This is a genomic window from Streptococcus sp. VT 162 (assembly GCA_000688775.2).
Taxonomy (GTDB): Bacteria; Bacillota; Bacilli; order Lactobacillales; family Streptococcaceae; genus Streptococcus.
The window spans coordinates 1-13,756 of sequence record CP007628.2; the positions used below are offsets into that span (position 1 = coordinate 1).

At 35.0% G+C, this 13,756-nt stretch carries 12 protein-coding genes and 1 tRNA gene; 8 read left to right on the top strand and 5 right to left on the bottom strand.

The genetic code is table 11. From position 1 onward, the window contains the following. Positions 1-89: 89 nt before the first annotated feature. From V470_00005 to V470_00025, 5 genes are all read right to left on the bottom strand, one after another. Entirely contained in the window at positions 90-842 is a 753-nt protein-coding gene (locus tag V470_00005) for a LytR family transcriptional regulator (GenBank protein ID AHZ46843.1), read from the bottom strand. Continuing rightward, positions 839-2,158, bottom strand: a complete 1,320-nt coding sequence (locus V470_00010; protein AHZ46844.1) for a histidine kinase — start codon at positions 2,156-2,158, stop codon at positions 839-841. Before V470_00010 ends, V470_00005 begins: the two co-directional genes overlap by 4 nt. Before the next feature lie 20 nt (positions 2,159-2,178). Next, on the bottom strand, positions 2,179-2,304 hold the full coding sequence (locus V470_00015; GenBank protein AHZ46845.1) for a competence-stimulating peptide: 126 nt from the start codon (positions 2,302-2,304) through the stop codon (positions 2,179-2,181). Between the two features lie 164 nt (positions 2,305-2,468). Next, positions 2,469-2,542 (bottom strand) — tRNA-Arg (locus tag V470_00020). A 43-nt stretch (positions 2,543-2,585) separates the two neighbouring features. Continuing rightward, positions 2,586-3,065, bottom strand: a complete 480-nt coding sequence (locus V470_00025; GenBank protein AHZ46846.1) for an rRNA methyltransferase — start codon at positions 3,063-3,065, stop codon at positions 2,586-2,588. Positions 3,066-3,250: 185 nt separating this feature from the next. On the opposite strand from V470_00025, the gene V470_00030 reads away from it, so the two are divergent. The 8 genes from V470_00030 (at position 3,251) to V470_00070 (ending at position 13,743) form a co-directional block, all read left to right on the top strand. Further along, positions 3,251-4,447, top strand: coding sequence for a serine protease (locus V470_00030; GenBank protein AHZ46847.1), 1,197 nt, complete (start codon positions 3,251-3,253; stop codon positions 4,445-4,447). Positions 4,448-4,504: 57 nt separating this feature from the next. Further along, the gene (locus V470_00035) at positions 4,505-5,263 is read left to right on the top strand and encodes a chromosome partitioning protein ParB (protein AHZ46848.1); all 759 of its coding nucleotides are present in this window, start codon (positions 4,505-4,507) and stop codon (positions 5,261-5,263) included. Positions 5,264-5,479: 216 nt separating this feature from the next. Continuing rightward, on the top strand, positions 5,480-6,841 hold the full coding sequence (locus V470_00045; protein AHZ46849.1) for a chromosomal replication initiator protein DnaA: 1,362 nt from the start codon (positions 5,480-5,482) through the stop codon (positions 6,839-6,841). Between the two features lie 158 nt (positions 6,842-6,999). Continuing rightward, a complete protein-coding gene (locus V470_00050; GenBank protein ID AHZ46850.1) occupies positions 7,000-8,136 on the top strand; it encodes a DNA polymerase III subunit beta in 1,137 nt (378 codons plus the stop codon). 64 nt (positions 8,137-8,200) lie between these two features. Beyond that, positions 8,201-8,395 (top strand): hypothetical protein, encoded by a 195-nt coding sequence (locus tag V470_00055; protein ID AHZ46851.1) that lies wholly within the window; start codon positions 8,201-8,203, stop codon positions 8,393-8,395. Positions 8,396-8,479: 84 nt separating this feature from the next. Further along, on the top strand, positions 8,480-9,595 hold the full coding sequence (locus V470_00060) for a GTP-binding protein (GenBank protein ID AHZ46852.1): 1,116 nt from the start codon (positions 8,480-8,482) through the stop codon (positions 9,593-9,595). A 74-nt stretch (positions 9,596-9,669) separates the two neighbouring features. Further along, complete coding sequence (locus tag V470_00065) at positions 9,670-10,239, top strand: peptidyl-tRNA hydrolase (GenBank protein AHZ46853.1); 570 nt, start codon at positions 9,670-9,672, stop codon at positions 10,237-10,239. Beyond that, the gene (locus V470_00070; GenBank protein ID AHZ46854.1) at positions 10,240-13,743 is read left to right on the top strand and encodes a transcription-repair coupling factor; all 3,504 of its coding nucleotides are present in this window, start codon (positions 10,240-10,242) and stop codon (positions 13,741-13,743) included. Positions 13,744-13,756: the final 13 nt, after the last annotated feature.

The following is a 13,756-nucleotide window of genomic DNA, read 5'->3' on the forward strand; positions in this document are numbered from 1 at the left end:
GTGAAAAGGCGGTGTCTTAACCCCTTGACCAACGGACCATCTATCTGTAGCAGATATAACCATTATATCAATTTCTTACTAATTGTCAATCACTTTTTAGATTTTTTCTCTAGAATATCTTTTAGTTTGCGGACTTTTAAACGAGTAATCGGACAACGATGATCTTCATAAAAGACAACTTCTAAATTCTTTCGATCAATTTCTCTCACATTTCCCACATTGACAAGGAAAGATTTATGGGAGCAATAAAATCGCTGGGTATGTTTGTCCTTTTCCTGAATATCTGTCATAGTTCCATAGAATTCTTTTGCAAAATTCTTCCCGATAATTCGCAGTTTATGAGAAACACCTGTGGTTTCGATATACAATATATCGTGGTAAGGGATTTTTAAATCATTTCCCTTATAGTTGTAATCAAAATAGTCTACAACATCTTCGTTTTCAAGTAGCATGCTTTTGGTATAGAAGATATTCTGCTCGATACGTTTTTTAAACAATTCATCATTGATGTCTTTATCAACGAAATCTAGGGCTGATACCTGGTATTTGTAGGTTAAGGTAGCAAATTCAGATCGACTGGTAATAAAGACAATAATAGCATAGGGATTGTGATGACGGATAAATTGTGCTACTTCAAAGCCCTTTTTCTCGATTCCATGAATATCGATATCTAGGAAATAAAGCTGGTTTACTTCATCATTTTCAATATATTCCTTAAACTCACGAACTTTTCCTGTTGTCTTATATGAAATAGGAATATTCGATTCTTCCGAGATTTCATTTAATATTCTCTCTAGTCTCACTTGATGTTCAATAACATCTTCTAAAATTAATACTTTCATTCGAATTCCCTCTTAAATCTAATAATTTGTCTGAATGTGTTGTCTTCCATCTCAGTTTCTAAGATAATGTTGTCATACTTATCTAAGATCTCTTTGACATTATTAAGTCCTAAACCTCTATTTCTTCCCTTGGTAGAAAAACCTAAGGCAAATAGATCCTCTGAAGGAGTCATAGTGATTTTGCATGAATTCTGGATAACTATAACTGTTTCAAAATCCATTTTAATGACTGCAACTTCCATTTGTTTCAAGTAACTATCTGCAGCACCTTCAACGGCATTGTTTAATAAAATGCTCATGATACGAACAAGATCAAGTAAATCTATTGACAGTCTAGTAATGATATCCTTTACTTCCAATGTAAACTCTACATCATTTTTTCGTGCATAGACAATCGATTGAGCAATTAAACTCCGTAAAGCAGAGTCTTCTATATTATTTAAATCAAAGTAAGTATATTTTTCTGATCTCAATTTCTGATTTGCTTTTACTAGGACTTCATTGTAAACCCTGTTAATTTCTTGTAAATCACCACTGTCAATCGCCATTTGCATGCTGACAAGCATCCCTGCATAGTCATGACGAAAACCTCGAATTTCATTATACAACTCCACAATTTCATCAGTATAAGTCTGTAAATGTTTTTGTTCAAATTTCTTTTGTTTTAGAGCAATCTCTTTTTCAATTTGAACCTTGTGAGAATTCATTGCAAAGAAAATCAATAACAAGCAAATAAAAACAATGGTTGATAAAATACTTCCGAAGCTATTTAAATGATGAGTTGTACTTACTATATCTGAAATAAACAATAAAATATGCAAACCAAAGAAAGCAACTATTACTTTTTTTAAAAAAGGGTACAGATAATCTTTATCAAAATATTTAATTTCCAGATGAAAATAACGAATTATTATTAGAATAGAAAAATAAGTCATCAACAATACTACTAAAAGGAATGTACTTTTATAGTGTAATACTACTTCATCTCCTGTTATAGAAGATAAGGTTACGGATATAAAAGTATGAGTACTGTGATATAATAAAGACAATAGTAAACTGATAAAAATAGCTTTGTATTTTTCAGACTTCTTTAACTTTCTTAAATAAAGGTACACAACCAAAGGAAATAAAAATTTAGACAAAGCAAAACTATTAGAAAATACTAGTGTAATAATTTCTTCAAGTATAAAAACTGAGATACATGTGTAACAGAAAAAAACAATTTGTTCTTTTCTATTTATTTTACAAATCCATTCATAACTTTTGCTAATGATGAGAAAATAAAAAATAGCTATCCCTAATCCAAATAAATCCATTACTCTCTACCTTTATTTCATTACTTTCTTCTTGGAAAAATAAGATTACGAATTGTTTCTGAAATTCTCCAATCTCCACCCCGAATCTCCTGCAATTCTGCCTCTGTTACTTCTTTAAATTGTTCCAACTTTACTGTATTTTTCATAATGAAATCTCCTGTATTATTTTTTCTTGTAAGTTAACTTACACACCTATTATACAAAATGAAGACCATGTAAGAAAAAATTCTTCCCAACTGTACATTTTTGCACCTGAAACGCACTTTTTTAAGAAAAAAGCTGGGATTTACCCCAGCTTCACATCTAAAATTGATCCCAGCAGGATTCGAACCTGCGACCGTTCGCTTAGAAGGCGAATGCTCTATCCAGCTGAGCTATGAGACCTAACATGACCATTCTATCAAAAAACAAGAGCTAAGTCAATCTTCTATTTGTGGTAAGGAGAACCCTGTTGAATTGTAAAAGCACGGTAAATTTGTTCAACTAAAACCAATCTCATTAACTGATGTGGTAATGTCAGACGTCCAAAACTGACAGAAAGATTGGCCCTATTTTTTACAACAGGAGCTAGACCCAAACTTCCTCCAATGATAAAAGTAAGCGTTGAATATCCTTTGATAGAAGCTTGCTCTAGTTGCTTACTAAATTCCTCTGAGGAGAGTGTTTTTCCTTCAATGGCTAGTACAACGACAAAGTCTCTTTCTCCAACCTTAGAAAGAATTCTTTCACCTTCTGTTTCCAAGATTTTTTGGTTTTCTAATTCACTGGCTTTGTCAGGTGTCTTCTCATCAGTGAGCTCAATCATTTCTAATTTGGCGAAACGTGAAATTCGTTTGACATATTCAGCAATTCCATCTTTAAGGTATTTTTCTTTTAATTTTCCTACTGTTACAATTTTTATTTTCATTCTTCTATTCTATCATATCCACACTTCATTTCACATCTTATACACAAAAAAATAATTCAAAATTACTAGTGAATTCACAGAATAAAATGAGTTATCCACAACTTGTGTAAAACTTTAAGCTTTTAAGTTTGGATTAAGTTAATAGGTTTATAATCTGAGTAAATAAATAACAAACGGAGGCGTTTATGAAACACTTACAAAAATTTTACAAAAAGGGAGTTAAAGTTCTTGTAATCATTCTAATCGGATTTTTAAGTGGTGCCTTAGGAAGTTTCGTAACATTACAACTTTATCAAAAACAAGGAAATCAAGCTACGAATAATAATTCTGGCACTGTCACTCAAACATCCTATAAAAATGAAAACTCAACCACTCAAGCAGTAAATAAAGTTAAGGATGCTGTTGTCTCAATCATTACTTATTCTTCTTCTAGCAGTAGACAAAGTAGTGTATTTAATGGTGATGAAACTAATTCTGATTCAGACAATCAACAAATCGCAAGTGAGGGATCAGGTGTTATCTATAAAAAGGATGATAAAGATGCCTATCTTGTAACTAATACTCACGTTATCAATGGAGCTTCAAAAGTTGATATCCGCTTAGCAGATGGTACCAAGGTTCCTGGTGAAATTGTCGGATCTGATACCTTCTCTGATATTGCTGTCGTTAAAATTTCTTCAGAAAAAGTTACAACAGTAGCAGAATTTGGGGATTCAAGTCAACTTAGTGTTGGAGAAACAGCGATTGCTATCGGTAGTCCTCTAGGTTCAGAATATGCTAATACAGTTACACAGGGAATCATCTCGAGTCTTAATCGAAATGTTTCTCTAAAATCTGAAGATGGTCAAGCTATTTCAACAAAAGCCATTCAAACAGATACGGCCATTAACCCTGGTAACTCTGGTGGTCCACTTGTAAACATTCAAGGACAAGTAATTGGTATAACATCAAGTAAAATTGCAAGTAATGGTGGAACATCTGTAGAAGGTCTTGGTTTTGCAATTCCTTCAAACGATGCTCAAAATATCATTAAACAGCTTGAAAGTGATGGTAAAGTGACTCGTCCTGCTCTTGGAATTCAAATGGTCAATCTATCAAATGTTGGAGCTAGTGATCTTAGAAAACTTAACATTCCAAGTGGCCTCACTTCAGGTGTAGTTGTTCGATCTGTTCAAAACAATATGCCAGCAAATGGACATCTTCAAAAATACGATGTCATTACCAAAGTTGACGACAAAGAGATTGCTTCATCAACAGACCTACAACACGCTCTTTACAATCATGCTATTGGAGATACTATCAAAGTAACCTACTACCGTAACGGTAAGGAGGAAACTACCTCAATTAAACTAGATAAGAATTCTGGTGATTTAGAGTCTTAATTGACATCAGTGTAAAGAAAACTTTACAGAAAGTAAAAGATATGTTAGTGTAGAATCATGGAAAAATTTGAAATGATTTCTATCTCTGAAATACAAAAGAATCCTTACCAACCTCGGAAAGAATTTGATGTAGAAAAATTAAAGGAATTGGCTCAGTCAATCAAAGAAAATGGGCTCATCCAACCAATCATCGTTCGTCAATCTCCTGTAATTGGTTATGAAATCCTTGCAGGAGAGAGACGATATCGAGCTTCTCTCTTGGCTGGTCTGACTTCTATTCCAGCCGTTGTAAAGCACCTCTCAGATCAGGAAATGATGATCCAGTCAATCATTGAGAATTTGCAGAGAGAAAATTTAAATCCTGTTGAAGAAGCACGCGCCTATGAATCTTTAGTAGAAAAAGGATTTACTCACACTGAGATAGGGGATAAAATGGGGAAATCTCGTCCTTATATCACTAATTTTATTCGTTTGCTTTCCCTACCAGAATATATCTTAACTGAAGTAGAAAATGGAAAAATTTCTCAAGCGCATGCACGTTCTCTAGTTGGTTTAGACAAAGAGCAGCAAGACTATTTCTTCCAACTAATCAAAAATGAAGATATTTCTGTGAGAAAGTTAGAAGCACTTCTTACAGAGAAAAAACACAAGAAGCAAAAAAAAAGTGATTCTTTCATCAAAGACGAAGAAGATAAATTAAAAAAACTACTCGGTTTAAGTGTAGAAATTAAACTTTCAAAAAAAGATACTGGAAAGATTATTATCTCCTTTTCAAGTCAAGAAGAATACGATAGAATTATTAACAGCCTGAGATAAGGCTGTTCTTTTATTTTCTCAACCCACAAATTTATCCACCAATTTTTTTATCAAAAAGCCTAATAAATCAAGGATTTTTCTATTTATCCCCAACCTGTGGATAAATACTACTAACATTGTGGATTCTTTTCCCCAATCTGTGGAAAAATCCTATTATCTATGGTAAAATAAGTCTAGCACTAAACTACTAAAATCATAGTAAAGGAGGAAAATTAGTTGAAAGAAAAGCAATTTTGGAATCGTATTTTAGAATTTGCTCAAGAAAGATTAACTCGATCTATGTATGATTTCTATGCTACACCTGCTGAACTCATCAAAGTAGAAGAAAACACAGCTACTATATTTCTACCGAGATCAGAGATGGAAATGGTGTGGGAAAAGCAATTAAAAGATATTATCATTGCTGCTGGTTTTGAAATTTATGATTCTGAAATCAAACCTCACTATATTTTCACTAAACCTCAGAGCACAGAATCTCCTCAAGTAAATGATACGAATAGTGTCTCTACTTACGATTACACACCTGCACTACCAACGATTCCCTATTCTGAAACAGGATTAAAAGAAAAATATACCTTTGATAACTTTATTCAAGGTGATGGGAATGTTTGGGCGGTGTCTGCTGCACTAGCTGTATCTGAAGATTTAGCTCTGACCTATAATCCTCTTTTCATCTATGGAGGACCTGGTCTTGGAAAGACTCACTTACTCAATGCGATTGGAAATGAGATTTTGAAAAATATTCCTGATGCGCGTGTCAAGTACATTCCTGCCGAAAGCTTTATCAATGACTTTCTTGAACACTTGCGACTTGGGGAAATGGAAAAGTTCAAAAAGACTTACCGTAGCCTTGATCTCTTGTTGATCGATGATATCCAATCTCTCAGTGGCAAAAAAGTCGCGACCCAAGAAGAATTTTTCAATACCTTCAATGCTCTTCATGATAAGCAGAAACAGATTGTCCTAACCAGTGATCGAAGTCCTAAACACCTAGAAGGCCTTGAGGAAAGACTTGTTACACGCTTTAGCTGGGGATTGACGCAAAATATCACCCCTCCTGACTTTGAGACACGTATCGCCATTCTTCAAAGTAAAACAGAGCACTTGGATTACCATTTCCAAAGTGATACTCTAGAGTACTTGGCTGGCCAATTTGATTCAAATGTTCGAGAATTGGAAGGAGCAATCAACGATATCACTTTAATTGCCAGAGTGAAGAAGATTAAGGATATTACTATTGATATTGCTGCGGAAGCTATTAGAGCACGTAAGCAAGACGCCCGCCAGATACTTGTTATTCCAATTGAGAAAATCCAAACTGAAGTTGGTAATTTTTATGGAGTGAGTGTCAAAGAAATGAAAGGTACGAGACGAGTTCAAAACATCGTTTTAGCACGTCAGGTTGCCATGTATCTAGCTAGAGAACTGACAGATAACAGTCTTCCAAAAATCGGAAAAGAATTTGGCGGAAAGGATCACACCACCGTTATTCACGCCCATGCTAAAATCAAATCATTGATTGACGAAGACGATAATTTACGTTTAGAAATAGAAGCAATCAAAAAGAAAATTAAGTAGCTTGTGGATAAGTTTTCCTTTCTTATCTTTTTTATCCACATTTTTTAAACAAGCTTAGAAGCTTAAGTTTACTAAATAGCACTCAGTTTTCCACAGAATTCACACACTCTATTATTACTATTAACTTTCTAATACTAAAAATAAATAAAGGAGAATCCATGATTCATTTTTCAATTAATAAAAATTTATTTCTACAAGCCTTAAATACCACAAAACGAGCAATAAGCTCTAAAAATGCTATTCCAATTTTATCAACAATCAAAATTGACGTTACCAATGAAGGAATTACTTTAATTGGCTCAAACGGGCAAATTTCTATTGAGAATTTCATTTCTCAAAAAAATGAAGATGCTGGTCTCTTAATCACTTCTTTGGGTTCGATTCTTCTTGAAGCTTCTTTCTTTATCAATGTTGTATCTAGTCTTCCAGATGTAACGCTTGATTTCAAAGAGATTGAACAAAAACAAATTGTTTTAACAAGTGGCAAATCAGAAATCACCCTAAAAGGAAAAGATAGCGAACAGTACCCACGAATCCAAGAAATTTCAGCAAGCACACCTTTGGTTCTAGAAACCAAACTACTAAAGAAAATTATCAATGAAACAGCTTTTGCTGCAAGTACACAAGAAAGTCGTCCCATCTTAACAGGTGTCCACTTCGTATTGAGCCAACACAAAGAACTAAAAACAGTTGCGACAGACTCACACCGTCTTAGCCAGAAGAAATTGACTCTTGAAAAAAATGGAGATGATTTCGATGTGGTGATTCCTAGCCGCTCTCTACGCGATTTTTCAGCGGTATTTACAGATGATATTGAAACTGTAGAGATTTTCTTTGCAAATAATCAAATCCTCTTTAGAAGCGAAAATATTAGCTTCTACACTCGTCTCCTAGAAGGTAATTATCCTGATACAGATCGCTTGATTCCAACAGACTTTAACACTACAATTACTTTTGATGTGGTTAATTTGCGTCAATCTATGGAGCGTGCACGTCTCTTATCAAGTGCGACTCAAAATGGTACTGTGAAGCTTGAAATTAAAGGTGGAGTTGTTAGCGCCCATGTTTACTCTCCAGAGGTTGGTAAAGTAAACGAAGAAATCGATACGGAGCAGGTGACCGGGGATGATTTAACTATTAGTTTTAACCCAACTTACTTGATTGATTCCCTCAAGGCTTTAAATAGCGAAAAGGTTACTATTAGCTTTATCTCAGCAGTTCGTCCATTTACTCTTGTGCCAGCAGATACTGACGAAGACTTCATGCAGCTTATTACACCAGTTCGAACAAATTAAGTGAAAGAGGTTGAGCCTGGCTCGCCTCTTTTATGATATAATCGAAAAAGAAAAGGAGAGTAGTATGTATCAAGTTGGAAATTTTGTTGAAATGAAAAAACCACATGCTTGCACCATCAAGTCAACAGGTAAAAAGGCCAATCGTTGGGAAATCACACGTGTAGGGGCAGATATCAAAATCAAATGTAGCAATTGTGACCACCTTGTCATGATGAGTCGCTATGATTTTGAACGAAAAATGAATAAGATTATTGACTAAGAACCCTTAGTTAGAGGGTTAGCAAGTTTTCCCTTTTTGTGTTATAATGTTAGGGATTGAAATGAGAACGGAGAATGAGAAACTATGGCTTTAACAGCAGGCATCGTTGGTTTGCCAAACGTTGGTAAATCAACCCTTTTTAATGCAATTACAAAAGCAGGAGCAGAGGCGGCAAACTACCCATTTGCGACTATTGATCCAAACGTTGGGATGGTGGAAGTTCCAGATGAACGCCTACAAAAACTAACAGAAATGATTACACCTAAAAAGACAGTCCCAACAACCTTTGAATTTACAGATATTGCAGGGATTGTAAAAGGAGCATCAAAAGGAGAAGGTCTAGGTAATAAATTCTTGGCCAATATCCGTGAAGTAGACGCGATTGTTCACGTAGTTCGTGCTTTTGATGATGAAAATGTGATGCGCGAGCAAGGACGTGAAGACGCCTTTGTGGATCCACTTGCAGATATTGATACCATTAACCTAGAGTTGATTCTTGCTGACTTAGAATCAGTTAATAAACGCTATGCACGTGTAGAAAAGATGGCACGTACGCAAAAAGATAAAGAATCAGTAGCAGAATTTAATGTTCTTCAAAAGATTAAACCAGTCCTTGAAGATGGAAAATCAGCACGTACTATTGAATTTACAGATGAAGAGCAAAAAGTAGTCAAAGGTCTCTTCCTTTTAACTACTAAACCAGTTCTTTATGTTGCTAATGTAGATGAGGATGTAGTTTCAGATCCAGATTCTATCGAATATGTGAAGCAAATTCGTGAATTCGCAGCGACAGAAAATGCTGAAGTAGTCGTTATTTCCGCGCGTGCTGAGGAAGAAATTTCTGAGTTAGACGATGAGGATAAGCAAGAGTTTCTTGAAGCACTTGGTTTGACTGAATCAGGCGTTGACAAGTTGACTCGTGCAGCTTATCACTTGCTTGGGCTTGGAACTTACTTTACAGCTGGTGAAAAAGAAGTCCGTGCTTGGACCTTTAAGCGAGGGATGAAAGCTCCTCAAGCAGCTGGTATTATCCACTCAGACTTTGAAAAAGGTTTTATTCGTGCAGTAACCATGTCATATGAGGATCTAGTAAAATATGGATCTGAAAAGGCTGTAAAAGAAGCTGGGCGCTTACGTGAAGAAGGAAAAGAATACATCGTTCAAGATGGCGATATCATGGAATTCCGCTTTAACGTTTAATAATATTTAATAAATAGTGTCAATTAGGTTGGAAAAAAAATTCCAACCCTTTTGGCTTTTGAAAGGAAAAATAAATGACCAAATTACTTGTAGGATTGGGAAATCCAGGGGATAAATATTTTGAAACTAAGCACAACGTTGGATTTATGTTGATTGACCAACTAGCTAAAAAACAAAATGTCACCTTTACACATGACAAGATATTTCAAGCTGACCTAGCATCTTTTTTTCTTAATGGCGAAAAAATTTATCTGGTCAAACCAACGACCTTTATGAATGAAAGTGGAAAAGCAGTTCATGCTTTATTGACTTACTATGGTTTGGATATTGAAGATTTACTCGTTATTTACGACGATCTTGACATGGAAGTTGGGAAAATTCGTTTAAGAGCAAAGGGATCGGCTGGTGGTCATAATGGCATTAAGTCTATAATTCAACATATAGGTACTCAAGTCTTTAATCGTGTTAAAATAGGTATCGGAAGACCTAAAAAAGGTATGTCAGTGGTTCACCATGTTTTAAGTAAGTTTGATCAGGATGACTATGTGGGTATTTTACAGTCTATTGACAAGGTTGACTATGCTGTAAACTACTATTTACAAGAGAAAAACTTTGAGAAAACAATGCAGAGGTATAACGGTTAAATGGTGACTTTATTAGATTTATTCTCAGAAAATGACCAGATAAAAAAATGGCATCAAAATCTGATAGATAAGAAAAGACAACTAATACTTGGTTTATCAACTTCTACCAAGGCTCTTGCAATTGCAAGCAGTCTAGAAAAAGAAAATAAGATTGTGTTACTGACTTCAACTTATGGAGAAGCAGAACGAATTATCAGTGATCTTCTTTCTCTCTTAGGAGAGGAACTTGTCTATCCATTTTTGGTTGATGACTCTCCTATGGTAGAGTTTTTGATGTCTTCGCAAGAAAAAATCATTTCGCGGGTTGAGGCCTTGCGTTTTTTGAGTGATCCGTCTAAGAAAGGGATTTTAGTTTGTAATATCGCAGCGAGTCGGTTAATTTTACCCTCTCCGACTAGATTTAAAGAAAGTATTATAAGGATTGCAGTCGGTGAAGAATATGATCAACATTACCTTCTTCACAAATTAAAGGAAATAGGCTATCGCAAAGTTACTCAAGTACAGACACAAGGTGAGTTTAGTATTCGAGGAGACATTTTAGATATTTTTGAGATGTCTCAGTTAGAACCTTTCCGAATCGAGTTTTTTGGCGATGAAGTAGATGGTATTCGTACTTTTGAAGTCGAAACACAATTATCGAAAGAAAATCAGACAAACCTCACTATCTTTCCAGCTAGCGACATACTTTTGAGAGAAAAAGATTATCAACGAGGACAGTCAGCTTTAGAAAAGCAAATTTCAAAGACTCTATCACCAATTTTAAAATCATATTTGGAAGATATTTTGTCAAGTTTTCATCAAAAACAAGTACATTCAGATAGTCGAAAGTTTTTGTCCTTATGTTACGATAAAGCATGGACTGTATTTGATTATATTGAAAAAGATACACCAGTATTCTTTGATGACTATCAAAAATTGATGAATCAGTATGAAGCCTTTGAAAGAGAATTAGCACAATACTTTACAGAAGATTTACAGAATGGTAAATCATTTTCCGAGATGCAGTATTTTGCAGATACAGAGCAAACCTATAAAAAACAAAGTCCAGTTACCTTTTTCTCTAATCTGCAAAAGGGCTTAGGAAACCTCAAGTTTGATCACATTTATCAATTTAATCAATACCCAATGCAAGAGTTTTTCAATCAATTTTCATTTTTAAAAGAAGAAATTGAGCGATACAAAAAAATGGACTACACTATTGTTTTGCAGTCTAGCAATTCAATGGGAAGTAAAACATTGGAGGATGTTTTAGAGGAATATCAGATCAAATTGGATTCCAAAGATAAGTCAAGTATCTGTAAAGAATCTGTAAACTTGATTGAGGGTAATCTAAGACATGGTTTTCATTTTGTAGATGAAAAAATTCTCTTGATTACTGAACATGAGATTTTTCAAAAGAAATTAAAACGTCGTTTTCGAAGACAACATGCTTCAAACGCAGAGCGATTAAAAGATTATAATGAACTTGAAAAAGGGGATTATGTTGTTCACCATATCCATGGAATTGGTCAATATCTAGGAATCGAAACAATTGAAATCCAAGGCATTCACCGTGATTATGTCAGTGTACAGTATCAAAATGGTGACCAAATCTCCATCCCAGTAGAGCAGGTTCAGTTACTGTCCAAATATGTTTCAAGTGATGGGAAACCTCCTAAACTCAATAAATTAAATGACGGTCATTTCAAAAAGGCCAAGCAAAAAGTTAAGAACCAGGTAGAGGATATAGCTGACGATTTAATCAAACTGTATTCTGAGCGTAGTCAGTTGAAGGGGTTTGCTTTCTCAACTGATGATGATGAGCAACATGCTTTTGATGATGCTTTCCCTTACGTTGAAACGGATGATCAACTTCGCAGTATTGAGGAAATCAAGAGAGATATGCAGGATTCTCACCCCATGGATCGACTTTTGGTTGGAGATGTTGGTTTTGGGAAGACTGAAGTAGCAATGCGTGCTGCTTTTAAGGCAGTCAATGATCACAAACAGGTGGTCGTTCTAGTTCCAACGACGGTTTTAGCGCAACAGCACTATACGAATTTTAAGGAACGATTCCAAAATTTTGCTGTTAATATTGATGTGTTGAGTCGCTTTAGAAGTAAAAAAGAGCAGGCAGAAACACTTGAAAAACTAAAGAATGGTCAAGTCGATATTTTGATTGGAACGCATCGTGTTTTGTCAAAAGATGTTGTGTTTTCAGATTTGGGATTGATGATTATTGATGAGGAACAACGATTCGGTGTTAAGCATAAGGAAACTTTGAAAGAACTGAAAAAACAAGTAGATGTTCTAACCTTGACAGCAACGCCAATCCCTCGTACTCTCCACATGTCTATGCTGGGAATCCGAGATTTGTCTGTTATTGAAACTCCTCCAACCAATCGCTATCCTGTTCAAACCTATGTATTAGAGAAGAATGATAGTGTCATTCGTGATGCTGTCTTGCGTGAAATGGAGCGTGGAGGTCAAATTTACTATCTTTACAATAAGGTTGACACGATTGACCAGAAGGTTTCGGAATTACAGGAGTTGATTCCAGAGGCTTCGATTGGGTATGTTCATGGACAAATGAGTGAAATTCAGTTGGAAAATACTCTACTTGATTTCATTGAAGGTCAGTATGATATTTTGGTGACGACTACTATTATTGAGACAGGGGTAGATATTCCAAATGCCAATACCTTATTTATTGAAAATGCAGACCATATGGGTTTGTCAACCTTGTATCAATTAAGAGGAAGAGTCGGTCGTAGCAATCGTATTGCTTATGCCTATCTTATGTATCGTCCAGAAAAATCAATCAGTGAAGTCTCTGAAAAGAGATTAGAAGCGATTAAGGGATTTACAGAATTAGGCTCAGGATTTAAGATTGCGATGCGAGATCTTTCGATTCGTGGAGCAGGAAATCTCCTAGGAAAATCTCAGTCTGGTTTCATTGATTCTGTTGGTTTTGAATTGTATTCGCAGTTACTAGAGGAAGCTATCGCTAAACGGAACAGTAATGGGAATAAAAGAATCAAAGGAAATGCTGAGTTGATTTTACAAATCGACGCCTATCTTCCTGACACTTATATTTCTGACCAACGACATAAGATTGAAATTTACAAGAAAATTCGTCAAATTGACAATCGTGTCAACTATGAAGAACTACAAGAAGAATTGATGGATCGCTTTGGAGAATACCCAGATGTAGTAGCCTATCTTTTAGAGATTGGTTTGGTTAAGTCATATTTGGACAAGGTCTTTGTAGAACGTGTGGAAAGAAAAGATAACAAGATTACAGTTCAATTTGAAAAAGTCACTCAACGACTATTCTTGGCTCAAGATTATTTTAAAGCCTTATCCGCAACGAACTTAAAAGCAGCCATAGCTGAGAATAAGGGATTAATGGAAGTTGTATTTGATGTCCGAAACAAGAAGGATTATGAAATTTTAGAAGGTTTGCTGATTTTTGGAGAAAGTTTATTAGAGATAAAAGAATCAAAGGAAGCAAATCCCATTTAACATTTTTCTTCTA

Bases quoted from the DNA above. Each gene is read 5' to 3' on its own strand.
- V470_00005 (AHZ46843.1), bottom strand. From the start codon at position 842: ATGAAAGTATTAATTTTAGAAGATGTTATTGAACATCAAGTGAGACTA.
- V470_00010 (AHZ46844.1), bottom strand. From the start codon at position 2,158: ATGGATTTATTTGGATTAGGGATAGCTATTTTTTATTTTCTCATCATT.
- V470_00015 (AHZ46845.1), bottom strand. From the start codon at position 2,304: ATGAAAAATACAGTAAAGTTGGAACAATTTAAAGAAGTAACAGAGGCA.
- V470_00025 (AHZ46846.1), bottom strand. From the start codon at position 3,065: ATGAAAATAAAAATTGTAACAGTAGGAAAATTAAAAGAAAAATACCTT.
- V470_00030 (AHZ46847.1), top strand. From the start codon at position 3,251: ATGAAACACTTACAAAAATTTTACAAAAAGGGAGTTAAAGTTCTTGTA.
- V470_00035 (AHZ46848.1), top strand. From the start codon at position 4,505: ATGGAAAAATTTGAAATGATTTCTATCTCTGAAATACAAAAGAATCCT.
- V470_00050 (AHZ46850.1), top strand. From the start codon at position 7,000: ATGATTCATTTTTCAATTAATAAAAATTTATTTCTACAAGCCTTAAAT.
- V470_00055 (AHZ46851.1), top strand. From the start codon at position 8,201: ATGTATCAAGTTGGAAATTTTGTTGAAATGAAAAAACCACATGCTTGC.
- V470_00060 (AHZ46852.1), top strand. From the start codon at position 8,480: ATGGCTTTAACAGCAGGCATCGTTGGTTTGCCAAACGTTGGTAAATCA.
- V470_00065 (AHZ46853.1), top strand. From the start codon at position 9,670: ATGACCAAATTACTTGTAGGATTGGGAAATCCAGGGGATAAATATTTT.
- V470_00070 (AHZ46854.1), top strand. From the start codon at position 10,240: ATGGTGACTTTATTAGATTTATTCTCAGAAAATGACCAGATAAAAAAA.